Annotated in this window: 29 protein-coding genes and 2 pseudogenes; 27 read left to right on the top strand and 4 right to left on the bottom strand. The window is 63.5% G+C overall.

The window, feature by feature from the left end; genetic code table 11:
* The 4 genes and pseudogenes from EOA23_RS15190 to EOA23_RS15175 form a co-directional block, all read left to right on the top strand.
* Positions 1-458: pseudogene (locus tag EOA23_RS15190) on the top strand (methylase); the annotation flags it as partial.
* Positions 458-1,498: a toprim domain-containing protein gene (locus tag EOA23_RS15185; RefSeq protein WP_127304720.1), complete on the top strand. Its 1,041-nt coding sequence runs from the start codon at positions 458-460 to the stop codon at positions 1,496-1,498. The pseudogene EOA23_RS15190 and the gene EOA23_RS15185, both read left to right, overlap by 1 nt.
* Positions 1,499-1,812: 314 nt before the next feature.
* Positions 1,813-2,736, top strand: a complete 924-nt coding sequence (locus tag EOA23_RS15180; RefSeq protein ID WP_127304719.1) for a DUF2493 domain-containing protein — start codon at positions 1,813-1,815, stop codon at positions 2,734-2,736.
* 129 nt (positions 2,737-2,865) lie between these two features.
* Positions 2,866-3,831, top strand: a complete 966-nt coding sequence (locus EOA23_RS15175) for an HNH endonuclease (protein ID WP_127304718.1) — start codon at positions 2,866-2,868, stop codon at positions 3,829-3,831.
* Between the two features lie 87 nt (positions 3,832-3,918).
* On the opposite strand, the gene EOA23_RS15170 is transcribed toward EOA23_RS15175, so the two are convergent.
* Positions 3,919-4,758, bottom strand: a complete 840-nt coding sequence (locus tag EOA23_RS15170) for a hypothetical protein (protein ID WP_127304717.1) — start codon at positions 4,756-4,758, stop codon at positions 3,919-3,921.
* A 346-nt stretch (positions 4,759-5,104) separates the two neighbouring features.
* On the opposite strand from EOA23_RS15170, the gene EOA23_RS35690 reads away from it, so the two are divergent.
* Both EOA23_RS35690 and EOA23_RS15165 read left to right on the top strand, forming a co-directional pair.
* A complete protein-coding gene (locus tag EOA23_RS35690) occupies positions 5,105-5,272 on the top strand; it encodes a hypothetical protein (RefSeq protein WP_189341616.1) in 168 nt (55 codons plus the stop codon).
* Positions 5,273-5,404: 132 nt separating this feature from the next.
* Positions 5,405-5,848 (top strand): hypothetical protein, encoded by a 444-nt coding sequence (locus EOA23_RS15165; protein WP_127304716.1) that lies wholly within the window; start codon positions 5,405-5,407, stop codon positions 5,846-5,848.
* A gap of 458 nt (positions 5,849-6,306) precedes the next feature.
* Here the strand turns inward: EOA23_RS15165 and EOA23_RS35685 are convergent, their stop codons facing one another.
* Positions 6,307-6,564 (bottom strand): hypothetical protein, encoded by a 258-nt coding sequence (locus EOA23_RS35685; protein ID WP_189341615.1) that lies wholly within the window; start codon positions 6,562-6,564, stop codon positions 6,307-6,309.
* On the opposite strand from EOA23_RS35685, the gene EOA23_RS15160 reads away from it, so the two are divergent.
* The 16 genes from EOA23_RS15160 (at position 6,554) to EOA23_RS15085 (ending at position 17,888) form a co-directional block, all read left to right on the top strand.
* Positions 6,554-6,877, top strand: coding sequence for a DUF736 domain-containing protein (locus EOA23_RS15160; protein ID WP_189341614.1), 324 nt, complete (start codon positions 6,554-6,556; stop codon positions 6,875-6,877). The two genes, EOA23_RS35685 and EOA23_RS15160, sit on opposite strands and share 11 nt — an antisense overlap.
* A 242-nt stretch (positions 6,878-7,119) precedes the next feature.
* Complete coding sequence (locus tag EOA23_RS15155) at positions 7,120-7,368, top strand: hypothetical protein (protein ID WP_127304715.1); 249 nt, start codon at positions 7,120-7,122, stop codon at positions 7,366-7,368.
* 124 nt (positions 7,369-7,492) lie between these two features.
* Entirely contained in the window at positions 7,493-7,756 is a 264-nt protein-coding gene (locus EOA23_RS15150; protein ID WP_127304714.1) for a DUF2285 domain-containing protein, read from the top strand.
* Positions 7,757-7,873: 117 nt separating this feature from the next.
* Positions 7,874-8,098 carry a DUF6499 domain-containing protein gene (locus tag EOA23_RS15145; protein ID WP_127304713.1) on the top strand — a complete coding sequence of 75 codons (225 nt, stop codon included), beginning with the start codon at positions 7,874-7,876 and terminating at the stop codon, positions 8,096-8,098.
* Between the two features lie 40 nt (positions 8,099-8,138).
* Positions 8,139-8,642: a DUF2285 domain-containing protein gene (locus tag EOA23_RS15140; protein WP_245474171.1), complete on the top strand. Its 504-nt coding sequence runs from the start codon at positions 8,139-8,141 to the stop codon at positions 8,640-8,642.
* 138 nt (positions 8,643-8,780) lie between these two features.
* Entirely contained in the window at positions 8,781-9,062 is a 282-nt protein-coding gene (locus EOA23_RS15135) for a helix-turn-helix domain-containing protein (RefSeq protein WP_127304712.1), read from the top strand.
* Positions 9,063-9,080: 18 nt separating this feature from the next.
* Positions 9,081-9,968 carry a replication initiator protein A gene (locus tag EOA23_RS15130; protein ID WP_127304711.1) on the top strand — a complete coding sequence of 296 codons (888 nt, stop codon included), beginning with the start codon at positions 9,081-9,083 and terminating at the stop codon, positions 9,966-9,968.
* A gap of 310 nt (positions 9,969-10,278) precedes the next feature.
* Positions 10,279-10,917 (top strand): ParA family partition ATPase, encoded by a 639-nt coding sequence (gene parA / locus EOA23_RS15125; protein WP_127304710.1) that lies wholly within the window; start codon positions 10,279-10,281, stop codon positions 10,915-10,917.
* Positions 10,914-11,168: a hypothetical protein gene (locus EOA23_RS15120; RefSeq protein ID WP_127304709.1), complete on the top strand. Its 255-nt coding sequence runs from the start codon at positions 10,914-10,916 to the stop codon at positions 11,166-11,168. Before parA ends, EOA23_RS15120 begins: the two co-directional genes overlap by 4 nt.
* Complete coding sequence (locus tag EOA23_RS15115; protein WP_127304708.1) at positions 11,165-11,686, top strand: DUF2840 domain-containing protein; 522 nt, start codon at positions 11,165-11,167, stop codon at positions 11,684-11,686. Before EOA23_RS15120 ends, EOA23_RS15115 begins: the two co-directional genes overlap by 4 nt.
* Entirely contained in the window at positions 11,683-12,228 is a 546-nt protein-coding gene (locus tag EOA23_RS15110) for a S26 family signal peptidase (RefSeq protein ID WP_127304707.1), read from the top strand. Before EOA23_RS15115 ends, EOA23_RS15110 begins: the two co-directional genes overlap by 4 nt.
* A gap of 66 nt (positions 12,229-12,294) precedes the next feature.
* On the top strand, positions 12,295-12,630 hold the full coding sequence (locus EOA23_RS15105) for a DUF736 domain-containing protein (protein ID WP_127304706.1): 336 nt from the start codon (positions 12,295-12,297) through the stop codon (positions 12,628-12,630).
* A 3-nt stretch (positions 12,631-12,633) separates the two neighbouring features.
* Positions 12,634-13,440: a lytic transglycosylase domain-containing protein gene (locus EOA23_RS15100; protein ID WP_127304705.1), complete on the top strand. Its 807-nt coding sequence runs from the start codon at positions 12,634-12,636 to the stop codon at positions 13,438-13,440.
* 247 nt (positions 13,441-13,687) lie between these two features.
* Positions 13,688-15,451, top strand: coding sequence for a DUF3363 domain-containing protein (locus tag EOA23_RS15095; RefSeq protein WP_127304704.1), 1,764 nt, complete (start codon positions 13,688-13,690; stop codon positions 15,449-15,451).
* A 24-nt stretch (positions 15,452-15,475) separates the two neighbouring features.
* Positions 15,476-17,458, top strand: a complete 1,983-nt coding sequence (locus tag EOA23_RS15090; protein ID WP_127304703.1) for a conjugal transfer protein TraG — start codon at positions 15,476-15,478, stop codon at positions 17,456-17,458.
* Position 17,459: 1 nt separating this feature from the next.
* Complete coding sequence (locus EOA23_RS15085) at positions 17,460-17,888, top strand: ribbon-helix-helix protein, CopG family (RefSeq protein WP_127304702.1); 429 nt, start codon at positions 17,460-17,462, stop codon at positions 17,886-17,888.
* Positions 17,889-17,929: 41 nt separating this feature from the next.
* Here EOA23_RS15085 and EOA23_RS15080 read toward each other — a convergent pair whose 3' ends face one another.
* Together EOA23_RS15080 and EOA23_RS15075 are read right to left on the bottom strand one after the other, a co-directional pair.
* On the bottom strand, positions 17,930-18,535 hold the full coding sequence (locus tag EOA23_RS15080) for a hypothetical protein (protein WP_127304701.1): 606 nt from the start codon (positions 18,533-18,535) through the stop codon (positions 17,930-17,932).
* A gap of 104 nt (positions 18,536-18,639) precedes the next feature.
* Positions 18,640-19,440: a hypothetical protein gene (locus tag EOA23_RS15075; protein ID WP_127304700.1), complete on the bottom strand. Its 801-nt coding sequence runs from the start codon at positions 19,438-19,440 to the stop codon at positions 18,640-18,642.
* 210 nt (positions 19,441-19,650) lie between these two features.
* Between EOA23_RS15075 and trbB the strand changes: the two genes are divergently transcribed.
* From trbB to EOA23_RS36475, 5 genes and pseudogenes are all read left to right on the top strand, one after another.
* A complete protein-coding gene (trbB, locus tag EOA23_RS15070) occupies positions 19,651-20,586 on the top strand; it encodes a P-type conjugative transfer ATPase TrbB (RefSeq protein ID WP_127304722.1) in 936 nt (311 codons plus the stop codon).
* A complete protein-coding gene (locus EOA23_RS15065) occupies positions 20,583-20,915 on the top strand; it encodes a TrbC/VirB2 family protein (protein WP_127304699.1) in 333 nt (110 codons plus the stop codon). Before trbB ends, EOA23_RS15065 begins: the two co-directional genes overlap by 4 nt.
* Complete coding sequence (locus tag EOA23_RS15060) at positions 20,915-21,178, top strand: VirB3 family type IV secretion system protein (RefSeq protein WP_127304721.1); 264 nt, start codon at positions 20,915-20,917, stop codon at positions 21,176-21,178. The genes EOA23_RS15065 and EOA23_RS15060 overlap by 1 nt, the downstream gene beginning before the upstream one ends.
* Before the next feature lie 10 nt (positions 21,179-21,188).
* Positions 21,189-23,675, top strand: coding sequence for a conjugal transfer protein TrbE (gene trbE, locus EOA23_RS15055; protein ID WP_127304698.1), 2,487 nt, complete (start codon positions 21,189-21,191; stop codon positions 23,673-23,675).
* A pseudogene (locus tag EOA23_RS36475) lies at positions 23,672-23,812 on the top strand (P-type conjugative transfer protein TrbJ); the annotation flags it as partial. The gene trbE and the pseudogene EOA23_RS36475, both read left to right, overlap by 4 nt.

The following is a 23,812-nucleotide window of genomic DNA, read 5'->3' as shown; positions in this document are numbered from 1 at the left end:
GCGAAAGCACGACCCATATCGCCGCTGGCCTGCTGCTGCCGGTATGGAAACGCCTGCCGAACGAGTCGACCCGCGTCTATCGGCTCCAGACTGACGATGGCGAGCGTATCATCGGTCGCCGCGTCTCGCCGGCCTGGGCCGCGAATGCGGCATCGACCGACGCGGCCAGCCTCGGCGCCGACGATGCCTATGCCGCGCTCATCGACGGGCGGACGATCCTCGACCTGACCGAGGGACTTCAGCTTCGCCGCGCGCGCGTCATGGGCGCGAACCGGATCGAGCTGACCGGCTTCACCGAGAACATGCGCGACCGCCTTCGCGCCTATGGCCTGTTCACCGAGATTATCTCGTGGTCGCTGCGGTTCTTCGTGCCGATCGACACCACGGGACCGGCAGTGCTCGGCAAGCTGCTCGACACCTATCCGGCGGTCCGCATCGGCGAGCGAGAGGCTGCGTGATGGCCCGCCGCGATGCTTCCGATCTCGCACACCGCCTCGGCCGACAGGCCGAGGCGGTGTGCGAACGCTATCTCAGCGCCGGCCGTCGACAGGGCAATTATTGGCAAGTTGGCGATGTTCGCAACACGCCCGGCCAATCCATGTTTGTGCGGCTGAAGGAGAGCACCAAAGGCCCTGCTGGCAAATGGACCGACGCGGCGACCGGCGAACATGGTGATCTGCTCGACGTCATCCGTGAATCGCTCGGTCTCATCGACTTTGCCGACGTCGCCGAAGAGGCCCGACAGTTTCTCAGCCTGCCGCATCCCGATCCCGAACCGCAACCGAAACAGCCCGGTCGCACGCCAGCACCATCGGGGTCGGCCGAGGCAGCACGCCGGCTGGTTGCTATGTGTCAGCCGATCGGCGGCACGCTCGTAGAAGCGTATTTGCGCGGACGCGGCATTTCGGCTTTGCACGGATGCGGAAACCTGCGTTTCCATCCTCGCTGCTATTATCGGCCCGACGAGCACAGCCCGACCGAGACATGGCCGGCAATGATCGGCGTCGTCACCGATCTTTCCGACAGAACCACCGGCGCGCATCGGACCTGGCTCGCCCCGGACGGCTCCGGCAAGGCGCCGATCGACATTCAGCGCAAAGCGATGGGCGACCTTCTTGGGCACGCGGTCCGCTTCGGGCTCTCCGGCGACGTGTTGGCGGCAGGCGAAGGCATCGAAAGCGTGCTCTCCGCCCGTGAGGTCATGCCCGGCATGGCGGCGGCGGCGGCACTCTCCGCGGCTCACCTCGCTGCCATCGACTTCCACGACGCGCTGCGCCGGCTCTATGTCATCAGCGACAATGATCGCGCCGGGGATGGTGCGCGGAACACGCTTATCGAACGGGCGAACGCGGTCGGGATCGAGGCGATTGCCCTGTCCCCCTCGCTCGGGGACTTCAACGAGGATCTCCGCACATTCGGCCGTGATGCGCTGATGGCGCATATCCGGGTGCAGCTCGCACCGCAGGATGTCGCCCGCTTCATGCTGCTGGCGGCGTAGATCACGGGCTGAACGGTGGCGGCGTTCGCGCCGCCATCATGCACGCATGGATGCTCGATCCTTTGGAGAGGACCGCGCCTTGGCCTTGGAGAGGGCGATCGGCCCACATGCGGTTCGGACAGGCAATGCCTGCGGCCTGCTATTTTCCGGCGCGGCCTATCGGCCGCTTTCCATCGCGAACCAAAATAGCCGGCCTCCGGCATCCTCCGCTGTCGCTCCGGCCCGGCGCTTGGCGCCAGGTGCAGTCCGCTCCGCCTGTGGGCTCCGTCGCCATGAAGGCCGCGACGGTCGCGGTCCAGCCAAAGGAACAAACCATGCGCGAGCACGACGACTACGAACCCCACCATGAATCGTCATCCACGGATCACGTCCTCAACGAATTGCAGCTCCATGGCTACCGCCCCTTCGCCGACGAGCCCGACCAGCGTCTCTTGCCCAACGGCAATCAGGTCGCAGGCGCTGTCGCGGACATCTTCGACGCCCTGATCTCCACCCTGGAGGACACCCGCCTCGAACCCGACCTCGACGATCTCCTCTGGTCGACCGTCAACATCTTCCACCGCGCCGCCGAGCGGATCGCCCGCGAACTCGACGACAACGAGCAGGCGCAGAAGCGCTCGCAGCGGCAGCAGGACGGCAGCGAGGTGAAATCTGTCGAACTCGAGCGCCAGATCGCCGAGGGCAAGACGCTCATCGAACGGCAGAACGCCTTCGAGCTGATGCGCGACCAGGCCACCGAACACTACGAGCGCCAGATCGGCAAACCGTGGCTTCCTCGCACCGGCTCAAGGGTCAATCACCGCAACCTGACCTCGGCGATGATCGACAGCCGTGACTTCCTCACGGCCAAGAAGCGAGCCGAGCAGGAAGTGCTCCTTCCTCCGGGACCCAAGATCGTCGTCACCGGCGGACTGGATTTCAACGACCATCGGTTGATCTGGGCCAAGCTCGATCAGGTCCATCAGAAGCACCCGGACATGGTGCTGGTTCACGGCAAATCCCCGAAGGGCGCCGAAAATATCGCTTCGCTCTGGGCGAAGAATCGCAACGTCCCGCAGATCGGCTTCGCACCCGACTGGACCAAACATGGCCGGGCCGCACCCTTCAAGCGCAACGACGAGATGCTCGACATCGTGCCGAAGGGCGTCATGCACTTCCCCGGAACCGGCATCAACGACAACCTCGCCGACAAGGCGAAGAAGCTTGGCATCCCGGTCTGGAAATTCGGCGGCGCGTAGGCGCTGCCGAATTTTGTCCTGCAAATCTTCCGGAACCACTAGCCGTCAATAGAGGGCGATCGATATTGTTGCGTTTTCTTGATGCCAAAGGTCCGAACACCACCAGAGCCTCATGGCCCGGAGCAGATTATGCCGACAAGCGGTCCAAGTATTACCGATATAAAGCTTCTATTTGCGAAATCCGGCAATCGTTGTGCTTTTCCAAAGTGCAAAGCGCCGATGGCGCTCGATAACACGCTCGTCGGTGAGGTTTGCCATATCAAAGGAGCTCGGCCGGGAAGCGCTCGTTACAATTCAGCGCAGTCGGCCACCGAGCGCCATCACCGAGACAACTTGATCTTGATGTGTCCAACCCACCATACGGTGATTGATGACGATGAAATTTCGTATCCAGTCGAACGTCTTCTGCTGATCAAGCAGGACCACGAGGCTAACGCGACGACGGTCCCCGAGGAAGAGGTTGCCCGGATCGCAATCTCCCTCCAGCAAAACGTCTCGACCGTCGGGCAGGCCGGTGGTCTCTCGGCCCATACAGTGCATGCCAACAGCATCACGGTCCAAGCCGGCGAGGCCGGTAACGGTCTGCTTAACCAGCGCCAAATTCAGGCCGTGGAAAACCTGTGGCAAATCCTGCGAAGGTTATCTGCTGAATTCAGCTCGGTCGTTTTTGTCGACACGATCCTTCTTCCGAAGGAGATGGACTCCTATTTCATAGGCGCGGATGACCATCCAATGATGGATACCATCCTCGAATTTCGAGATATGCGTGCTGCTGTGAAAAAAATTTCGGCGGCAGGTGGTGATAACGCAACTACGGAAAGGCCATTTGTCAGCCAAAGGCTTTGGTCCATCTACTTCGTTATCCAGGCTTTGTATGGACGTTCAGCGCTCATGCTCACGAATTCATTCAAGCAAGAGCGATATGTCGATTGGCGGAGCGACAGCGGGTGTGATCAGTTGCTTCGCGCGGTGCTCCCGGCCCACGTTGTTGAGCACGTCAAGACACTCCAGGTATCCGGACTTCGTTCGGCGATGGACTATCTCGAGGACCAGTTCTTGACAGAAGCAGGAACGCGCAAAGCCCACTCAGCCTGACCACGGGCGAGCGGGATCGTTTGCGCGCAACCACGAAAAGCTCCGCGTCCTTCTCCGGAGTTTGATGGCGCGTGAGCGCCATCGTCGCTATCTGACAAGCCGCGCCGCCTTCGCACCGGTCAGCATCGACAGAATGAATTGCGCTGCGCGATAGATGCGCTGCGCCTTCTCATCATTTGAAATCAGGCCATCAAAGAACGTCGCATAGGTTGCGAAGATTACGTCGACGACGTCGTTTCGCATTCGATCCGGCCGCGCGCCGTTGGCGCCGCCCCGAGCAATCCAATCCAACGACCACACAAATGTCACGACCGAGTGTCGGAACAGGAATGTGTTCTGAAGCTCATCCACCGACCGGATTCGAGCTGGCGGACTGGGGTGGTTGGGTATCGTGTAGAACGTCAGATCGATGATGAACTTCATTGATTTCTCAATGAGCGTCTGCGGAAACGGCTCATCCAGCCGAATCGCCTTCAGTTCTTCGGGGCTGAATGTCTTCCGAAGCTCCTTGATGGCGCCCGGCAGGATCGGCGCGCTTGCGAGAATGCGATCCATCTGATCGTTGGCGACACGACCGCTCTCAAGGAGTTGCGCCTGAAAATAGGTGTCTCCGTCGCGGGCGGCCTGCAGCCGTTTGCAAAACGTCGGGAACTCTCGCGTCTGCCGTTCGTCTATCATCCGGCGCCGCAGACCTTGACTACGCCCAAGGAGAGCGCAAATCCGGCCTGTCGGTTTCAACACGATCATCTGCCTGGGAAATTCGCTGGCGATCTCCATTGAGCGGTAAATTGATGTGAGTGTATTTCCCTTATATGCTTCCATGGAAGCATAATCGTTAAGCACCGCAAAGTTGCTTCGGGAGGCGCTGAGATACGATCGCAGCAAGTCAGTTTGCATTGCGTTGCTGTCAACGACCTTCCGGTTCATTTTCTCCGTCGTACCTCGTGTGCGATTCCGATCTTTCGACCTGTTACTTATCGACGGCAGCTGAGGGCGGTCAATCGCACGACCGCAGGCGAATAGGGTTTCCAGGCGATGTGCGTCGGAATGCCAACCCTCCCCCGACCTCGGTTCGAGTTGGACCCATCCCCCGCTTCATGTCGCCAATCCTTGGTTCAGCCGATGGCCTGTCGCCATCAACCCCTAAAGGGTCGGACTACGCATAGCGTGCCGCCGCGCCGGCTGCGCCAGCGCGGTGATTGCGGCCATCGGCCGAACACATCGGGCGCCTGTCAGCGGGGGATGGACCTCCGCTCAATCAGGAGCCGGATCGATGTCCCTCGCCGATGCAAACGCCTTCGCCTTCAGCCTAGCCGCCAGCCTCATGGTCGCCGTCGTGATCTTCCGCGCGGGCGACGGCTCGCTCTCGGTCACTCCTGCCGACGAATACGACGGCGACCTCTTGGAGATCGTCCATGAAATCGACCCTCATGCCGCATGAAATGGCGCACCACGACCGGCGGAGCGGTGAATGCCGCTCCCCTTCCCGCCTCGTTTTCGCTAAAGTGCAGGCCGCGCCGCGGTGGTGGTGGAAGGCGCAACCCTCTGATCTTTTCTCACGGAGACAACCACCATGATTATTCTCGCCATCATCGGCTCGATCACGGCCATCATTGCACTTTGCTGGCTGATGTTCTCGCTCGCGATATTCGCTCTACCCGCCTTCATCGGCGTGAATGCCGGCCTTTGGGCGCACGCCAGCGGAGCCGGCATTGTCGGCGGCACCGTCGTCGGTCTGCTCACAGCCTGCGCAACCTTCGGTGCAGGCCATCTGCTTCTCGCTTTTTTTCGGCCGATCTGGGCAAAGCTGCTGATCGCCTTCGCGTTCATGACGCCAGCGGCCATCGCAGGCTATGCCGCGACCCATGGCATCGTGAAACACCTGATGCCCTCGGACGGCTGGCAGATTACATTCTCATGCGTCGGGGCGATCGCCATCAGCATCACCGCCCTCACGCGTCTCATCGGTATGACCGCAGCCGATGGCACGGATCAACGGGCCACGCGCGGCGCATGAAGGCCGCCATATAACATAGTGTCTTTCGAACCGCGTTCTGCCTCCCCTCGCGCCTCAGATTTAGGCCAAGCCCGGTATGACCGAAGAAGGCCAGCTCCACATACCCGCCTCATCGAATTGACGGCACGGACCAGAACAAGATGAGCCCTGTGCCTCTCGTTATAGGAAGACCGAAAGGGAGCGGCGACTTTTGGTGAGGCGTCGTTGTGCCCCGTTGTCGGCCGTCGGCACAGCGCCAGGGATTACGACAGTTCCACCTCGATGCGCCATCACACCGCGCCGATGGACAGGGCTCTGCAGACGGGGGAATGCGGAACGAAGCCGGCAATTTGACCTGTCTTGGAGGCGCCGGCCGATCGGCAGTGAACTTGGTTTGCCCGCAGCATTGAGGTCGCGCGAGAACGCCACGCTCGTTCCCCTCGATCCCCTTCCGTCATAGCGAGCGCACCGAAGCGGTCTCATCGATGGGTGTATCTGGCCGAAGACCGGCTAAAGCCTCGAACGCCTGTGACGCAACAGCGCTCCGCGACTTTCTTCCCCTGACGGCTGCGCCGCCATTCCTCGCGCAACAACAAAGTCGCTCCCGCGCCATCCTCCGCTTTGCTGCGGCCCAAGGGTGCGCCGGCGATCGCCTCCGTCCGCGTGATCACCATCGAGACCGCAATGGTGCGGGGCTCGAAACAGACAGGATCGAGGAGAAACACCATGGCGACCATCGGCACCTTCAAGAAGTCGGGCGAAGAGTTCACCGGCGAAATCGTCACCCTCAGCGTCCAGGCCCGCGGCGTGCGGATCGTCCCCGAAACCCGCGCCACCGGCGAGAACGCCCCCAGCCACCGGGTCTTCGTCGGCCGCGCCGAGATCGGAGCCGCCTGGTCCAAACGCTCCAACGAAGGCCGCGACTATCTGGGCCTCAAGCTGGACGACCCGAGCTTCAACGCTCCGATCTTCGCCAACCTCTTCGATGACGAGGAAGGCGAAGGCTACACCCTGATCTGGTCTCGCCCAAGCCGTCGCAACGGCGACTAAGTCAGCCGCAGCCGCCTCGCCCGGTCACCCGGGCGGGGCCTACTCTTGCAACGCAGCGCAAATCCGCGACACATCACCGGAGACACTTGCTGCGCATATCGCGGACCAAAGCGAATCAGTCGCCGGAGGAAGCGAGGAAAGAGTGTCTCCCAACGCCATAACGGGTAGCGCCGAGCGCCAAGAACGACTATTATAGCCGTAGTTCTGGCGTGCGCGTCGGTCCAGATGGGAGGTGATCATGCATGATCACCGCCCGACAATCTCGGGCCGCGCGCGCGTTGCTTGGCTGGACACAGGAGACGCTCGCTGAACAGGCCCGCATATCTTTGACCGCGTTGAAGCGCCTCGAATCCGAAAGCGGTCTCGAGGTGTATGAGACGACGCGAGATCAGGTTCGACGGGCCCTTGAGGGGGCAGGCATCGTTCTTTTGTCCACCGATCGCGGACAAGGTGTGCTGCTCGTCAATGACCAAGGGAACAAACAGCGCTGATGCACTGCATTCGCACGATGCGGCAGCAGGGCCAACCGATCCCTTTGGACGCCATTCGTTTCCCACAAAGCCTCCGTAGAAGTATGCCATCGCAATCTCGATGTGGCGGAGGAAAAAGTACGCGATGACCGAACCGTTTGAGGATATCGCTCCATCCGATGACGAGCTCACGCCATATGACCGCACGCATATGAAACTCTATATGCGGTTGCTCGACGCTGATCGGGAAAGAGCCGATTGGCGGGAAGTGGTTCAGGTGCTGTTCGGGCTGGATGCGAACTCCGAGCCGGAACGGGCACGCGGCATCCATGACAGCCATCTGGCTCGCGCCCGCTGGATGACGGAGCACGGCTATCGTCAGCTCGTCCGCGAAGGCACCCGCCACTGAACGGCAGGGTGATGCTGCCACGGCAACACCTGTTGACTGCACCTCCGGCTAGCGGGCGGGCCGACAGATGGGAATCGTATTCGAACTACTACTAGCGGTGGAAAGTGGAGAGTTCGAATGCCTGAAAGCTCTGCGAATTGGAGCGATACGCCCAGCTACGACTACATTGATGATCTCAGTTCCCCCGAAATCGGCTGGGAATGGCTCCGCCGTAATGATTTCTATCGGGCCGACTACACCCGCCTCCTTCGCTCCAGCGGCGACAGCGCCGATCTGATCGAGCATATCCGCGACAGGTGGGGCTTGCGATTTCCCTGTCGAGCCAGCCTTCAAAGCCTCTGAAACCTCTGTCATTTGGCAGCCGGACGAGGACACCGGATCGGTGATCCTCGCCACCAGCCCGCCTATCCTGAATGGCGCGGCGCCTTCGCAGACGCTCGGGACAATAAAGCGCGACGAGGATGCCGGCAGGCACCTCCGGCGTGACCTCGGCGGTGGCAAGCACCTCACCATCCTGCGCGTGGATAAGGCCAGAGTGGCCGAGTCACTCGTTGCTCTCGTCCCGATCGACGCCAGCGGCTTTGGACGGGCGGAAGCCGTCTTGCGCCTACTTGCCTCCCTGCATGGCCGTGCCGTTCCGCCCGACACGCGCATGACACACCAGCAGCGCCGACGGGCACGCCGGATGCTCCAGGCCGTCGATGGCCTTCGCAGCGGCGCCAGCCAGATGGACATCGCCGTCGTCATCTTCCGCCTGGCGCGGCCAACACGCGACGAATGGCAGGTCGCGCCGGAACGCTTCGCCGTCATGGACCTGATCCGGGATGGCAACGCCATGATCGCCGGCGGCTATCGCGCCCTGCTTCGTCATCGTCGCAAATCCTGACACGGTTTCCGGCACGGCCGGTGTGGGAATTTGGCCTGCCCAAATTCCCACTGCATCTCGCCGATCCTGCTTCGCCATCGTGGCCTTCGTCATCCGCTGATCTCCAGCGGCCGCAACGAACCCACGGAGGCCCGCATCGTGCAGCCCGATATAGCCCTTATCCCGCCACGCTTCCTGCGCACCAAGGAAGCCGCAACGTTTCTGAGCCTGTCGGCGCGCACGCTCGAAAAACATCGTACCTATGGCACCGGCCCCGCCTATCGCAAACTCGGCGGCCGCGTCGTCTACGCCATCGACGATCTCGCAGCCTGGGCAGATCGCGGCGCCGTTACGTCGACCTCCGATCCGCGCGGCGGCAACGTCCTGCCCGCCAAACGCCAGACGATGACGCCGGTCCACGCCGGTCGCTACGCCCGCTGATCGCGCGGCGGCTTCCCCTTGTCGGCGCGCTCTCGCCCACCGTCGGAACGCGGACAGCTCGATCTGTTCCAGGCGCTTCCCGGTGAGTTCGCGCCCCGTGATGCGCAGGATCTCATGGCCTATCCGTTCTTCTCTCTGGCAAAATCAAAGCGCACCGCGCCGATCGACTTCAAGGCCGGCGACGTCATCATCCGCGTCGAGGCCGTGCCGGATCACGGCATGGCGACGATCTGGGATGCCGACATCCTGATCTGGGCCGCAAGCCAGATCGTCAATGCGCGCGATGCCGGACTACGCACCTCGCGGCTGATGGCGACCACGCCGTATGAGATCCTGACCTTCATCGGGCGCGGCGTCAGCTTGCGCGACTACCAGCGCCTGAAGGCAGCGCTCGACCGCCTGCAATCGACCACTGTCGCAACCTCGATCCGCCAGCCGGCCGAGGGCCGCCGCCATCGTTTCTCCTGGATCAACGAATGGCAGGAGCAGACCGATCGCGACGGACGCCCCATCGGCGTCGAACTGATCCTGCCCGATTGGTTCTATCGCGCTGTCCTCGATGACGCACTCGTGCTCACCATCGACCGGGCGTATTTCGCCCTGACCGGCGGGCTCGAGCGCTGGCTTTATCGCGTCGTGCGCAAACATGGCGGACGCCAGTCCTTCGGCTGGAGCTTCGACTTCGCCCATCTCCATCAGAAGTCCGGCAGCCTCTCGCCGCTCAAACACTTCGCCTACGACCTGCGCGAAATCGTCAAGCGCCAGCCCCTCCCCGGCTACCGGCTCGCCATCGAGCAGCAGGCCGACGGTCCCGATGTCCTCGCCTTCATCGCCACCGATCCCGCCTTTTTCACCCCGCCGCGTCCGCGACGGAAATCGTCAACGCGCTTTGGGGATAAGCTGTGAATTCACTCGTGCTATCGGGGACCGCCCCTATCGTGCCATCGGGGACCCGATCCTCGTGCTATCGGGGACCGGAATCGGCGATTCATCGTCCCGATTCAATGGCTTGCGGCGGCCGTAACTTATCTAACCTAGATTCCTTCGGAATCTTTCTAACGCCACCCCGCTTTTTCACGCTTGAGGATAACCCAAGCGTCGATGGCTCAAGAGCCGGAAACTGCAGGCAATCCGACACTGTTTTGCTCCTTAAGTCGGAGACTCGTTTTCCCTTAATCGTGGACTGGCGCGACGCGTTCATGGCTGGGGGCGCGTCATGATCGTCGCACTGCTCAATCAAAAAGGCGGTGTCGGCAAGACGACGCTCGCCCTCCACATCGCCGGGGAACTGGCCAGAATGGGACATCGCGTCACGCTGATCGACGCGGACCCGCAGGGCTCGGCGCTCGACTGGTCGCAGCAGAGAGCGCGTGAACAGTTCCCCCGCCTGTTCGGCGTCGTGGGTCTCGCCCGTGACACGTTGCACCGGGAAGCACCCGAGCTCGCGCGTGATGTCGACCACATCGTCATCGATGGGCCGCCGCGCGTCGCCGGGCTGATGCGTTCGGCGCTACTTGCCGCCGATCTGGTGCTGATCCCTGTGCAACCGTCGCCGCTCGACGGCTGGGCGTCGGCCGAGATGCTGGCGCTGCTCTCCGAGGCGCGCATCTACCGGCCCGAACTCAGGGCGCGCTTCGTCCTCAATCGCTGTGGCGCCCGCACCATCATCGCGCGCGAAACCGCCGAGACGCTCGCCGACCACGATCCGCCGGTGCTGCGCACCACGATCGGTCAGCGCGTCATCTATGCCGACGCCGCTCAATCCGGCCGCCTCGCCTTCGAGATCGGCGACGACGGGCCTGCCGCGCGCGAGATCGCCGCGCTCGTCAGCGAGATCACGAGGGTCGCGCCATGAACGAGCGATCCCCGCGCCGCGGCTTCGCATCGCGTCCCGCCGATCCCGATAGCTGGATCAAGGCGGCCGATACGCCCGCCCAGACGCCGACCGAAGCTCAGCACTTCACCGCGCGGCTCACCGTCGACATCACGCCCGCGCTTCGCGGACGGATCAAGATCGCGGCGTTCCGGCGCGGCGTGACAGTCGCCGACATGCTGCGCGAACTGCTCGCGCGCGAATTCCCGAACCCTGAAGGAGACACCCCATGACCGGCATCGCGGCCCCCCGCATGCGCGGCGGCCCGACGCTGGCCGCGCTCCCGACAGACACCCTCACCCATGTTGAGCTGACCTGGGTCGAGAAGAAGATCGAGCACTGGATTCGCTTCGGCACCGCAGCACACGATCAGCACATCGATCGTCGCCGCCGCATTCTCTCGTTCCGGCCCGGCACCATCTTCGCCTTCGTCCGCTGGGCCTCCAACGACTTCGGCACGGTGATCTCGCGGATCGATATCGTGCGCGTGATCGCCCGCGGCGAAGCCTATCAGACGCTGCCATTCGTGCGCCCCGGCGGCGACATCCTGCTCAAGATCGAAGGCTGGCCGAAGGTCGAGCACGTGCTTCAGGCGATCGATGCCGTCGAACGCCTCGGCATCGATCCCGAAGCGGCATCCCCCGATTACTGGCGGCATGTTCATAACCGGCTGACCGCTGGCCACGAGCCGCGCGCCTACACCCTCGACCAGCACCGCGCCTTCCTCCTACGCCAGAGGGTCGAGCCATGAGCCGCATGGGGATCGTCCTCGCAACGGCACTCGCGACGATGGGCGTCGGCTATCCGGCACTTACGCCGATGCCGATCAAGCTGATCTGGAACGCTTCGGCCAGCGTGCCGATCGGACTCTACACCATCGACTTCGACGGCCCGTTCGAAGTCACCGATCTTGTCGCCGTCGACGCGCCCAAACCGCTCGCCTCGTTTCTCGCCGAGCGCGGCTATCTGCCGAAGGGCGTGCCGCTCCTCAAGCGCGTTCGTGGCGTCTCGGGACAAACCGTTTGTCGCTCGAACCTCACCATCACCGTCGACGGCATCCAGGCCGGCTCCGCGCTGGACCGCGATCGCGCCGACCGTCCGCTGCCGGCCTGGCGGGGCTGCCTGCGCATCCCGGCCGGCGAAATCTTCCTGATGAATGAGCAAGTCCGCGACAGCTTCGATGGTCGCTACTTCGGCCTCCTCTCCACCGACCGGATCATCGGCCGCGCGACCCCGCTGTGGACCGACGAGGAAGGCGACGGCCGTTTCGAATGGCGCGCGCCCACGCGGTGAGCGCGCGACAGGCGGCGTCTGTGGCGCCGTCCCCTCACCACCGCAGCAACAGAAAGGATCTCGACCATGGCATTGATTGGACAATTCAGACGCGAGGCAAACGGCTTCTTCGGCCGCGTTCACACCCTCACACTCAACCTCGAACTCACCATCATATCCACTGAGGCGAGCGACGCCGAGAACGCGCCCGACTATCGCGTCCTGCGGGGTGCCGAAGATGGTCCCGAGGTCGGCGCCGGCTGGAAGCGCAGCAGCGACAAGGCCGGCGAATACATCTCGCTCCAGCTCGACGACCCAACCTTCGACGAGCCAATCCGGGCGCGCCTATTCCAGAATGGCGACGATCCGACGTCATGGACACTGCACTGGAGCCGTCCGCGCGAACGCGGCGAGAAGGCATAAGCCATGCCTTGCCGTGACATCCTCACCGTTCCACGGCTGCGTTCCCGCCGCAGCCGCCCAGCGGCTCCCTGGCGAAACTCCGCAGGCAGGGCGACGCTCCTTCTCCTTTCCGGCCTCATCCTGTCGGCCTGCTCAACCACGCTGGCAATCGCCGAGACTGACACCGCCGCCGCGACCGTTCGCGCCGATCCCTACGCCGCCCATGTCGCCGAGGCGTCGAAACGATTCGGCGTTCCCAGCGCCTGGATCCGCGCCGTGATGAACCAGGAAAGCGCAGGCGACGTGCGTGCGGTTTCCAGCGCAGGCGCGCGCGGTCTTATGCAAATCATGCCCGATACCTGGCAAGAGCTTCGCGCCCGCTGGTCACTCGGACGCGATCCCTTCGATCCGCGCGACAATATCCTTGCAGGCACGGCCTATCTCCGCGAGTTGCATGACCGCTTCGGTTCGCCCGGCTTCCTCGCTGCATACAATGCGGGACCGGGGCGCTACGAAGCCTATCTATCCGGACGCCCATTGCCGGCCGAAACCCGCGCCTATGTCGCGGCACTCGCCCCTCTTATCGGCGGCGAGACCCTGACAGGTTCGACGCCGTTACCCGTCGCCACGATCGCGGCAGACACGCTGCCCTGGCGTCGCGCACCGCTCTTCGCTGACACCGCTGTGCGCGTTGCTTTGGCAACGCCAGCGCAGTCGGACAGCACCGTCACCGCGGCCGCCGACAGCGCCACGGTGCGCGAAGTCTCCGCGATCACGCCGCGCTCGAACGGCCTCTTCGCCGTGCGCAGCGGTGCAGGAGGTCCGAAATGACCGGGATCGCAGGCTGGCGTGGTCTGGCGCAGGTTCGGAAAGGATCGGCGCGGATCAGGAGGAGCGCAGGAGAACACGACAGATTAGGGCGAGATAAAAGGGCCTGCCCGAAACGCTGTAAGCCATTGGCATGGCTTGCGTTTTGGCGGGCATGCCGGCCGGTCGCGGGCATACTGCCCGGATTTTCCGAGCGTTTTCAACGCTCCGACATGCACAGCGCGGTTTCCGCACCGATCGGAGCAGCGGCATGAGCGAGCGCGACAGCGACTTCCGCATCAAGCCCGGCCGCATCCGCTCGACGCGCGCACCAGGGACAAAGAGCTTCGTCAATCAGGTTCTCTCAGCCGCGCAGCGCGCCGGCCATACCGCGGGCGGCGCGCCCGCGGGCAGGGCTGGCCGTCGTCTCGGCCACTCGACCTTTGGGCGCGGCCGCAACGTCTTCGGCCGCTCCCGCCTCTTCTCGTCACAGCGCCGCGTCGTCATCAAGGCGCGCATCGCCCGTCATACCGGCAAGGCATACCGCTCCGCGCCGCTGACCAGCCACCTCGCTTATCTCAAGCGGGAGGGCGTGAGCCGCGACGGCGAGAAAGGCGTCATGTTCGACGCCAACGCCGATCGCACCGACGATCTCGCCTTCGCCGAGCGATGCAAGGACGACCGGCATCATTTCCGGTTCATCGTCTCGCCCGAGGACGCGGCCGAGATGACCGACCTCAAGGCATTCACCCGCGATCTCGCCCGGCAGATGGAAGCCGATCTCGGCACACGCCTCGACTGGGTCGCAGTCGATCACTGGAACACCGACAATCCCCATGTCCATCTTCTGGTGCGCGGCGTCGACGAGACCGGCGCCGATCTCGTGATCTCGCGCGACTATATCAGCCGTGGCCTGCGTTCCCGCGCCGAGGATCTCGTCGACATCGAGCTCGGCCCGAAGCCAGAGCACGAGATCCGCAACGCGCTCGAAAAGGAAATCACCGCGGAGCGCTGGACCCGCATCGATGGCGAGATCCAGCGCGCCGCCGACGAGACCGGCTATGTCGATCTCAGGCCCGCCCAGCACGGCCCCTCCGATCCCGAACTGCGCCGCCTCATGGTCGGCCGCCTCCAGCATCTCGAAAAGATGGGCCTCGCAGTCCAGGGCGACCCTGGCCAATGGGTGGTCCGGCTCGAAGCCGAGCGTAGGCTGCGCGATCTCGGCATGCGCGGCGATATCATCAAGACGATGCATCGCGCCTTTGCCGGTCATGGCCAGGATCGCGGATTCTCAGACTTCGTGATCGACGCCGGCGCGTCCAAGGCGCCGATCATCGGCCGCCTCGTCGATCGCGGCCTGCACGACGAGCTTGGCGGCGAAGCCTATGCCATCATCGACGGTGTCGACGGGCGCGCGCATCATGTCCGCTTTCGCGGCATTGACGCCTTCGAGCATGCTCCGGCCAATGGCGGTATCGTCGAGCTTCGCCGCCTCAGTGGTCCCGAAGATCGTCATCCGGCGCTCGTGCTCGCCACGCGCTCGGATCTCGATCTTCCGGCGCAGGTCACCGCACCCGGCGCGACCTGGCTCGACCATCGCCTGGTGGAGCGCGTGGCGATGCCGCTCTCGCAGGCAGGATTCGGGCGGGAGGTGAGCGAAGCCATGCAAGCCCGCGCCGAGCACCTCGCCGATCAGGGTCTCGCCCGCCGTGACGGTCAGCGCATTGTCATGCAGCGCGATCTGCTCGCCACGCTGCGCCGCCGCGAGCTCGATGCCGTCGGCGAGAAGCTCTCGGCCGAGACCGGCCTTCCGCATCTGAAGGCACAGGCCGGCGAGCATGTCGCGGGCGTCGTGCGCCAGCGGCTCGCCCTCTCCTCCGGCCGCTTCGCCATGATCGATGACGGACTCGGCTTCCAGCTCGTTCCCTGGTCGCGCGACCTCGAACGCAAACTCGGCCAGCACGTCGCCGGCGTCGCCAAGGAAGGCGGCGGCATCGAATGGGCGATCGGCCGCAAGCGCGATCTCGGCATCTGACCAACGACAAGAAAGGGCTTCGTCATGTCCGCGACCAAAATCCTCTGGGGCCAGATCACCGTCGTCTTCCTGATCGTGATCGCCACCACCTGGGCCGCCACCCAATATGTCGCCTGGCAACTCGGGTTTCAGGCGCAGCTCGGAACACCCTGGTTCAAGCTCGCCGGCATGTCCGTCTACTATCCGCCCGCCTTCTTCTGGTGGTGGTACTTCTTCGACGCCTACGCGCCCGACATCTTCAACAAGGGCGCCTTCATCGCCGCCTCCGGTGGCTTCATCGCGATTGCCGTCGCCATTGGTATGTCCGTCTGGCGAGCGCGCGAAGCCAAGAACGTCGCCACCTACGGCTCGGCGCGTTGGGCCGAGAAGAAGGAGGTGGAGGCGGCGGGTCTGCTCGGAGCCGATGGCGTGGTGCTCGGCCGGCTGGAACAGGACTATCTGCGCCACGATGGACCGGAGCATGTGCTGTGCTTTGCCCCGACGCGATCTGGCAAGGGCGTCGGCCTGGTCGTGCCCTCGCTCCTGACCTGGCCGGGTTCGGCCATCGTCCACGACATCAAAGGCGAAAACTGGCAACTCACCGCCGGCTTCCGCTCCCGGCACGGCCGCGTGCTGCTCTTCGATCCGACCAACCCGAACTCGGCCGCCTACAATCCCCTGCTCGAGGTCCGCCGCGGCGACTGGGAGGTGCGCGACGTGCAGAATGTCGCCGACGTCCTCGTCGATCCCGAAGGCTCGCTCGACAAACGCAATCACTGGGAAAAGACCAGCCACTCGCTTCTCGTCGGCGCGATCCTGCATGTCCTCTATGCCGAAGAGAACAAGACACTTGCCGGCGTCGCTGCCTTCCTCTCCGATCCCAAACGCTCGATCGAGGCGACGCTGGCCGCGATGATGACGACGAAGCATCTGGGTGAAGCAGGCCCTCACCCCGTCGTCGCTTCGACGGCGCGCGAGCTCCTCAACAAATCCGACAACGAGCGCTCCGGCGTATTGTCGACCGCCATGTCCTTCCTCGGCCTCTATCGCGATCCGGTCGTCGCCGCGGTGACAAGCCGATGCGACTGGCGTATCGCCGACCTCACCACCGAGGCCAAGCCCGCCACGCTCTACATGGTCGTGCCGCCCTCGGATATTTCCCGGACCAAGCCGCTGATCCGCCTCGTCCTCAATCAGATCGGCCGACGACTCACCGAGGATCTGCACGCCAAGGAACGCAAGCACCGCGTCCTGATGATGCTCGACGAATTCCCCGCCCTCGGCCGCCTCGACTTCTTCGAGAGCGCGCTGGCGTTCATGGCCGGCTACGGCATCAAGAGCTTCCTCATCGCCCAGTCGCTGAACCAGATCGAGAAGGCCTACGGCGCCAACAACTCCATCCTCGACAATTGCCATGTCCGCGTCAGTTTTGCCACCAATGACGAGCGCACGGCCAAGCGCGTCTCGGATGCCCTCGGCACGGCGACCGAGATGAAGGCGATGAAGAACTATGCGGGCCACCGTCTTTCCCCCTGGCTCGGTCACCTCATGGTGTCGCGCTCGGAGACGGCCCGACCCCTGCTGACGCCCGGCGAGGTCATGCAGCTCCCACCGACCGACGAGATCGTCATGGTCGCCGGTACGCCGCCAGTTCGCGCCAAGAAGGCACGCTATTACGAGGATGCGCGCTTCCGGGAGCGCGTGCTGCCGCCGCCTGATCCGAAGAAGTCCGGGCGCACCCGTCATACCGATGGCTGGTCGACGCTCCAGCCACAGACACCTGATCCTGCGCTGATGGCGGCGCACGCCCCCGACAACGCGAATGCGGGTTTGCGTCGCGAGCCCGAGCTTCCCGACCATGTCGCCATCGTCAAGGAGACCGCCGACCTGCGACCGGCCGAGGAATTCGCGCACATCCTCGACGACGAGCCTGAAGACGTCGCGCGCCAACGCCAGACGCTCCGACGCCAGATGACGGGCATCGCCCGCCAGGTCTCGCTCGATCCCAGCGACGGGATGGAGCTCTGACATGCGCGACCGTCTCAATCTCACCCTCCCCGTCGAACTCATCGAGCGCATCAACGATCTGGCCGACCGCAAGAAACTGCCGCGATCCGCGATCGTCGAGGCGGCGGTCACATCGTTCCTCTCACCCGACCATGCCGATGCCCGCGAAGCAGCCTTCGCCCGCCGGCTCGACAGGCTGTCCAGGCAAGTTCAGCGCATGGAGCGCGATCTCGGCATCACCGCCGAAACGCTGGCGCTCTTCGTGCGGTTCTGGCTTTCGATCACGCCGCCCTTGCCGCCCGACGCCCAGGCGGCGGCGCAGGCCAAGGGACGCGAGCGCTTCGACGGCTTCGTCGAAACGCTCGGCAAGCGGCTGCAGAAAGGGCAGAGTTTCCTGAGGGAAATTCCCGACGATGTGTCCGCGGAAGCGCCGTCAATTCCGGCAGACTAGTGTCCCGCTCAAGGTTCTTTCTCCGCGTTCAGCCACCGATGCTAGCTCTTCCAGCTACACCACTGTCCCGGCGCGACAAGGCCGGCGCCTATGGCGTAGTCGTAGCCGGCATCGACCCCAGCTAGGCCTCCTGCGAATTCCGCCCACGTCGGAGGGCTGCCACCCAGGATCCAGTCAGGCAGTTTCACGACCGAATATGCCGGAACTGCTACGACCTTTGAGAAAATCCATCGACTGCAAACGTCAGCGTGATCAGCGTAGGCAACGAAGGCGCGAACCCAAAGGTAGTGCTCCACGTTGCGATCGACTTCAGTCAACGTTCCGACCTTTATCCTTACATTTCGAATGCGTTTCGACTCGCACCAAGCCTCAGCGGGATCGGGGTACTGTGCGATGATCTTCTCCGCAGCTGAGTGGAGCAGGCCCGTCATGGCATCAGTTTCCACCAGTGTATTCTGCTTTGCCCGATCCTGCGCTGTAACCGTGTTGAGCGGCCCGCAACTGTATCGCCCACTGATCGAAAGGTTATTTCGTCCGAAATAGCCAGCGATCATCAGGATCGACAACAAGATGATTGTGAACTTCAGTCTGTTCTTGAGAACCCCTTTGAGCAGCTGGATTCCCTTATCAAGCAAGTGACGTAGCATTGCATTCCGTTCAATAGTATTCAGTAAAATCTCAATGGAGACAGCGATTTAAACGAAAATCGATTACGAAATATCACCAGACCGCAGAGAGATAGCACTTGCCCTCAAGCAGCCGCCCGTACTGCGTGCAAAGCACCGGAAAGCTGCGTGTACATCCAATTTGCCTTTTCATCCTCTGTCATGAACCCATCGAAATAAGTCGCGTGAACCGCAAAGCTCAGATCGATAAAATCGTTATGCGCTCTGTCGTGTCGTTTCGGGATCTGGCTCCCTTTCCGTAACCACCAGATCATGTACATCATGATCGCTAGAGAAAAACGATACAGGTAAGTGTCCAATCGCAAGCGCGGATCACTTGGAGGAACCCGCCCGTATGATGCGAACAGCGTCTCGCAAATCTGTTCGGCGGATCCGAATATTTTCTCCAACATGCTTTGAGTAAATTTGTTTGAGGTCCGGAACCGACGTATTTCATCGGCCGTATAAACCTCTGCCATCTCGGGTAGGGATTGCAGGATATCGACCGTGCCCTCCAGCATGCCTCCCATAAGGCTCGTCGCCTGAGACCACTGCATTTCCAACTGTTCGAGGATACCTCGGTCGCCTGCCCTAGCAAGCTCCAATGCCTCCATCATCTCTTTCAGATCATGTCCCTGCCGATCCCTCATCGTGGCTTCTGTCATGCCAAGTCCGGGATCGAGCAATGCGATCTCACCGGACGTTTTCAGGATGACAACCTGATCAGAATGCGCGCCCACAACCGACAGGGTACTGGCAATGGATTCGACCGTCCGAGACTTATACGCTTCGATCCACATAACATCGGGAATGACGGCCAAATTGAATTCCGACCCTTCGAGATAATCCCTTAGAATCGGCGATCGCATCATGTTGCTATCGATCACCAGACGTCTCGTCATTGAGCACCAACTCCGCCGTTTTCCTGTATTTGCACGCTACGCCACGACGGCAGCTTAATTCTATTGAAGCAGCCCAATATATGGCTCTTTTAATCATCCCCGATCCAGGGTCGCGCGTCGCGCCACCGCCAGGAGAACGGGGACAACGTGGCGACTTCACCAACCCATTCCGAGGCATTTTCACGCGGTGCGCGCATGTTGCGCACCGCGCTCGGACCGGCCATCGCCGGATTTCTCGAAGACCCGTCCATCGTCGAAGTGATGCTCAACCCCGACGGGCGGCTCTGGATCGACCGCCTCTCCGGAGGGCTTGAGGACACAGGCTATAGTATGTCGGCGGCGGACGGCGAACGTATCGTCCGTCTCGTCGCCCATCATGTCGGCGCCGAAGTTCATCCCGGCAATCCGCGTGTGTCGGCGGAACTCCCGGAAACAGGCGAGCGCTTCGAGGGGCTCCTGCCCCCTGTTGTCGCGGCTCCCACCTTTGCGGTGAGAAAGCCCGCCGTCGCCGTCTTCACGCTCGACGATTACGTCGCGGCCGGGATCATGAATGCCGACCAGGCCATGATCCTGCGCGAGGCTGTCGCATCCCGCGCCAACATCCTCGTTGCCGGAGGCACATCGACCGGCAAGACGACGCTGACCAACGCTCTCCTCGCCGAGGTCGCCAAGACCTCGGATCGCGTGGTCATCATCGAGGATACGCGCGAGCTGCAATGCGCAGCGGCGAACCTTGTCGCCATGCGCACGAAAGATGGCGTCGCAACACTCTCCGATCTGGTGCGCTCCTCGCTGCGCCTACGCCCCGACCGCATTCCAGTCGGCGAGGTCCGCGGCTCCGAGGCCCTCGACCTCCTCAAAGCCTGGGGCACAGGCCATCCCGGCGGCATCGGCACCATCCACGCCGGCACCGGAATCGGTGCGCTGCGCCGCCTCGAGCAGCTCATCCAGGAAGCTGTCGTCACCGTCCCGCGCGCCCTGATCGGCGAGACGATCGATCTCGTCGCCGTACTCGCCGGCCGGGGAACGCAGCGGCGCCTCACCGAACTCACCCGCGTCGAGGGCCTCGGTCCCGACGGCGACTACCGGATCACCCCGATCACCACCAGAAACCAAGGAGATTCCAAATGAACCTGTCCTTTACCCGTGCAGCACGCCGTATCCCGGCCTTCTGCTCGGTCGCCCTGATGTCGCTCGCGTTGGCGCCAACGGCGCACGCCTCCGGTTCCTCGATGCCTTGGGAGCAGCCGCTTCAGCAGATTCTGCAGTCGGTCGAAGGACCAGTCGCCAAGATCATCGCAGTGATCATCATCATCGTGACCGGTCTCACGCTGGCATTCGGTGACACATCGGGCGGCTTCCGTCGCCTGATTCAGATCGTCTTCGGCCTGTCGATCGCCTTCGCGGCGTCGAGTTTCTTCCTCTCCTTCTTCTCCTTCGGCGGCGGAGCGCTCGTGTGATGGAGGAACTAATTCCCGGCTTCGCGGTCCCCGTCCATCGCGCGCTGACCGAGCACATCCTGCTTGGCGGTGCGCCGCGCTCGATCGCGATCCTCAACGGCACGCTCGCCGCCGCGCTCGGCCTCGGGCTGCGGCTGTGGATCGTCGGGATCGCGCTCGGGCTCGTCGGCCACCTCGCTGCGGTCTGGGCTGCCAAGCGGGACCCGATGTTCGTCGAGGTGGTGCGCAGGCATCTGCGCATTCCCGGCCACCTCAGAGCGTGAGGCCGTCGCGATGATGAACCTTGCCGAATATCGCAATCGCAACGCGCGGCTCTCAGACTTCTTGCCCTGGGCAGCACTCGTGCGCGACGGCGTCGTCCTCAACAAGGACGGCAGCCTGCAGCGCACGGCCCGCTTCCGCGGCCCCGATCTCGACAGCGCCGTCGCGGCCGAGCTCGTCGCCGTCGCCGGCCGCCTCAACAATGCCTTCCGTCGCCTCGGCTCCGGCTGGGCGATCTTCGTCGAAGCGCAGCGCCATGCCGCCGGCCCCTACCCCGACAGCCATTTCGCGGACGCGGCATCCGCGCTGGTCGATGCAGAGCGCAAAGCCGCCTTTGACGAAGCCGGCACACATTATGAGTCGAGCTATTTCCTGACCTTCACCTTCCTGCCGCCGGCCGAAGACGCCGCGCGCGCGGAAGGCTGGCTTTATGAAGGCAAGGCCGAGTCCGGAGTCGATCCGCGGGAAGTCGTCACCGGTTTTATCGACCGCACCGATCGCGTGCTCCAGCTTGTCGACGGCTTCATGCCCGATTGCGACTGGCTGAGCGACGCCGAGACGCTGACTTATCTCCACGCCTGCGTTTCGACCAAGCGCCATCGCGTGCGCGTTCCCGAAACGCCGATGCATCTCGATGCCCTGCTCGCCGATCAATCTCTCACCGGTGGCCTCGCCCCGCGCCTGGGCGATCTGCATCTTCGCATCCTCACCATCGTCGGTTTTCCCACCGCGACCACGCCCGGCATTCTCGACGAGCTCAACCGGCTCGCTTTCCCCTATCGGTGGAGCACCCGCGCGATCCTGCTCGACAAGACCGACGCCACGCGGCTGCTCACCAAGATCCGCCGGCAATGGTTCGCCAAGCGCAAATCGATCGCCGCGATCCTCAAAGAGGTGATGACCAACGAGGCGTCAGCACTGGTCGACACCGACGCCGCGAACAAGGCCGCCGATGCCGATCTCGCGCTTCAGGAACTCGGCGCCGACTATGCCGGCCAGGCCTACGTCACCGCGACGCTCACCGTCTGGGATGCCGATCCGCGCATTGCCGACGAAAAACTGCGCCTTGCCGAAAAGGTCATCCAGGGCCGCGATTTCACCGCGATGGCCGAAACCATCAACGCGGTCGACGCCTGGCTCGGCTCGTTGCCGGGCCACGTCTATGCCAATGTCCGGCAACCGCCGATCTCCACCCTCAATCTCGCCCACGTGATCCCGCTGTCAGCGGTGTGGGCGGGACCGGAACGGGACGAGCATTTTGCAGCGCCCCCTCTGCTGTTCGGCAAGACCGAAGGCTCGACCCCGTTCCGGCTTTCGCTTCACGTCGGCGATGTCGGCCATACGCTGATCGTCGGACCGACAGGCGCCGGCAAGTCGGTGTTGCTGGCGCTGATGGCGCTGCAGTTCCGCCGCTATCGCCGCTCCCAGGTCTTCGCCTTCGACTTCGGCGGCTCGATCCGCGCCGCGACACTGGCGATGGGCGGCGACTGGCATGATCTCGGCGGCGGCTTGAGTGTCGACGTGCAAGAGCCCGTGCAGCTCCAACCGCTCGCCCGCATCCATCATGTGCCGGAACGCGCCTGGGCCGCCGACTGGCTCGTCTCGATCCTGACTCGGGAGAGCATTCAGATCACGCCGGAGGTGAAGGAGCACCTCTGGTCGGCGTTGAGCTCGCTCGCCAGCGCGCCGGTCCACGAGCGCACCATCACCGGTCTGACCGTGCTGTTGCAGTCGAACGACCTCAAGCAGGCGCTGCGCCCCTATTGCATCGGCGGTCCCTATGGCCGCCTGCTGGATGCGGAATCCGAACGTCTCGGATCGGCCTCCGTTCAGGCCTACGAGACCGAGGGACTGGTCGGCACGGGCGCGGCACCCGCGGTGCTCGCCTATCTCTTCCACCGCATTGGGGACCATCTGGACGGCTCGCCCACACTGATCATCATCGACGAAGGCTGGCTCGCGCTCGACGATGACGGCTTTTCCGGCCAGATCCGCGAATGGCTGAAGACGCTGCGCAAGAAAAACGCGAGCGTCATCTTCGCCACGCAGTCGCTCTCCGATATCGACGGTTCGGCCATCGCACCGGCGATCATCGAAAGCTGCCAGACGCGGCTGCTCTTGCCGAACGAACGGGCGATCGAGCCACAGATCACCGCGATCTATCGCCGCTTCGGCTTGAACGACCGGCAGATCGAGATCCTCGCCCGAGCCACACCCAAGCGCGACTACTACTGCCAATCGCGCCAGGGCAACCGTCTATTCGAGCTCGGCCTGTCCGAAGTCGCCCTCGCGCTCTGCGCCGCCTCATCGAAGCAAGACCAGGCGCTGATCAACGAGGTCCATGCCCGCGCCGGCACGGATGGCTTCCTGACAGCATGGCTCCACGCCCACGACCTCGCCTGGGCCGCCGATCTCATCGCGAACCTCACCAATGTCACGCCGGCCGACATCCAGGCGCCCGGCACCCCCGCCGCCATCGAACAGGAGAATTTCGAATGACGCCCAGTCATCGCCCCCGCTTGCGTGCCGTCCTTGCCGCGACCGCACTACTGGCCACGCCGATCGCGCTCTCGCCGATCATGGTCACGCCCGCGCATGCCCTCATCGTCTTCGACCCCTCGAACTACGCGCAGAAC

The organism is Mesorhizobium sp. M2A.F.Ca.ET.042.01.1.1 (genome assembly GCF_003997405.1).
Classification (GTDB): Bacteria; Pseudomonadota; Alphaproteobacteria; order Rhizobiales; family Rhizobiaceae; genus Mesorhizobium.
Note: the sequence above shows the minus strand (reverse complement) of the source record. Positions and strands in the feature narration are given on the sequence as shown.

What these genes read in the sequence shown, in the direction of transcription:
- EOA23_RS15185 (WP_127304720.1), top strand. Translation starts at nt 458, where the DNA reads ATGGCCCGCCGCGATGCTTCCGATCTCGCACACCGCCTCGGCCGACAG.
- EOA23_RS15180 (WP_127304719.1), top strand. Translation starts at nt 1,813, where the DNA reads ATGCGCGAGCACGACGACTACGAACCCCACCATGAATCGTCATCCACG.
- EOA23_RS15175 (WP_127304718.1), top strand. Translation starts at nt 2,866, where the DNA reads ATGCCGACAAGCGGTCCAAGTATTACCGATATAAAGCTTCTATTTGCG.
- EOA23_RS15170 (WP_127304717.1), bottom strand. Translation starts at nt 4,758, where the DNA reads ATGAACCGGAAGGTCGTTGACAGCAACGCAATGCAAACTGACTTGCTG.
- EOA23_RS35690 (WP_189341616.1), top strand. Translation starts at nt 5,105, where the DNA reads ATGTCCCTCGCCGATGCAAACGCCTTCGCCTTCAGCCTAGCCGCCAGC.
- EOA23_RS15165 (WP_127304716.1), top strand. Translation starts at nt 5,405, where the DNA reads ATGATTATTCTCGCCATCATCGGCTCGATCACGGCCATCATTGCACTT.
- EOA23_RS15160 (WP_189341614.1), top strand. Translation starts at nt 6,554, where the DNA reads ATGGCGACCATCGGCACCTTCAAGAAGTCGGGCGAAGAGTTCACCGGC.
- EOA23_RS35685 (WP_189341615.1), bottom strand. Translation starts at nt 6,564, where the DNA reads ATGGTCGCCATGGTGTTTCTCCTCGATCCTGTCTGTTTCGAGCCCCGC.
- EOA23_RS15155 (WP_127304715.1), top strand. Translation starts at nt 7,120, where the DNA reads ATGATCACCGCCCGACAATCTCGGGCCGCGCGCGCGTTGCTTGGCTGG.
- EOA23_RS15150 (WP_127304714.1), top strand. Translation starts at nt 7,493, where the DNA reads ATGACCGAACCGTTTGAGGATATCGCTCCATCCGATGACGAGCTCACG.
- EOA23_RS15145 (WP_127304713.1), top strand. Translation starts at nt 7,874, where the DNA reads ATGCCTGAAAGCTCTGCGAATTGGAGCGATACGCCCAGCTACGACTAC.
- parA (WP_127304710.1), top strand. Translation starts at nt 10,279, where the DNA reads ATGATCGTCGCACTGCTCAATCAAAAAGGCGGTGTCGGCAAGACGACG.
- EOA23_RS15120 (WP_127304709.1), top strand. Translation starts at nt 10,914, where the DNA reads ATGAACGAGCGATCCCCGCGCCGCGGCTTCGCATCGCGTCCCGCCGAT.
- EOA23_RS15115 (WP_127304708.1), top strand. Translation starts at nt 11,165, where the DNA reads ATGACCGGCATCGCGGCCCCCCGCATGCGCGGCGGCCCGACGCTGGCC.
- EOA23_RS15110 (WP_127304707.1), top strand. Translation starts at nt 11,683, where the DNA reads ATGAGCCGCATGGGGATCGTCCTCGCAACGGCACTCGCGACGATGGGC.
- EOA23_RS15105 (WP_127304706.1), top strand. Translation starts at nt 12,295, where the DNA reads ATGGCATTGATTGGACAATTCAGACGCGAGGCAAACGGCTTCTTCGGC.
- EOA23_RS15100 (WP_127304705.1), top strand. Translation starts at nt 12,634, where the DNA reads ATGCCTTGCCGTGACATCCTCACCGTTCCACGGCTGCGTTCCCGCCGC.
- EOA23_RS15095 (WP_127304704.1), top strand. Translation starts at nt 13,688, where the DNA reads ATGAGCGAGCGCGACAGCGACTTCCGCATCAAGCCCGGCCGCATCCGC.
- EOA23_RS15090 (WP_127304703.1), top strand. Translation starts at nt 15,476, where the DNA reads ATGTCCGCGACCAAAATCCTCTGGGGCCAGATCACCGTCGTCTTCCTG.
- EOA23_RS15085 (WP_127304702.1), top strand. Translation starts at nt 17,460, where the DNA reads ATGCGCGACCGTCTCAATCTCACCCTCCCCGTCGAACTCATCGAGCGC.
- EOA23_RS15080 (WP_127304701.1), bottom strand. Translation starts at nt 18,535, where the DNA reads ATGCTACGTCACTTGCTTGATAAGGGAATCCAGCTGCTCAAAGGGGTT.
- trbB (WP_127304722.1), top strand. Translation starts at nt 19,651, where the DNA reads ATGTTGCGCACCGCGCTCGGACCGGCCATCGCCGGATTTCTCGAAGAC.
- EOA23_RS15065 (WP_127304699.1), top strand. Translation starts at nt 20,583, where the DNA reads ATGAACCTGTCCTTTACCCGTGCAGCACGCCGTATCCCGGCCTTCTGC.
- EOA23_RS15060 (WP_127304721.1), top strand. Translation starts at nt 20,915, where the DNA reads ATGGAGGAACTAATTCCCGGCTTCGCGGTCCCCGTCCATCGCGCGCTG.
- trbE (WP_127304698.1), top strand. Translation starts at nt 21,189, where the DNA reads ATGATGAACCTTGCCGAATATCGCAATCGCAACGCGCGGCTCTCAGAC.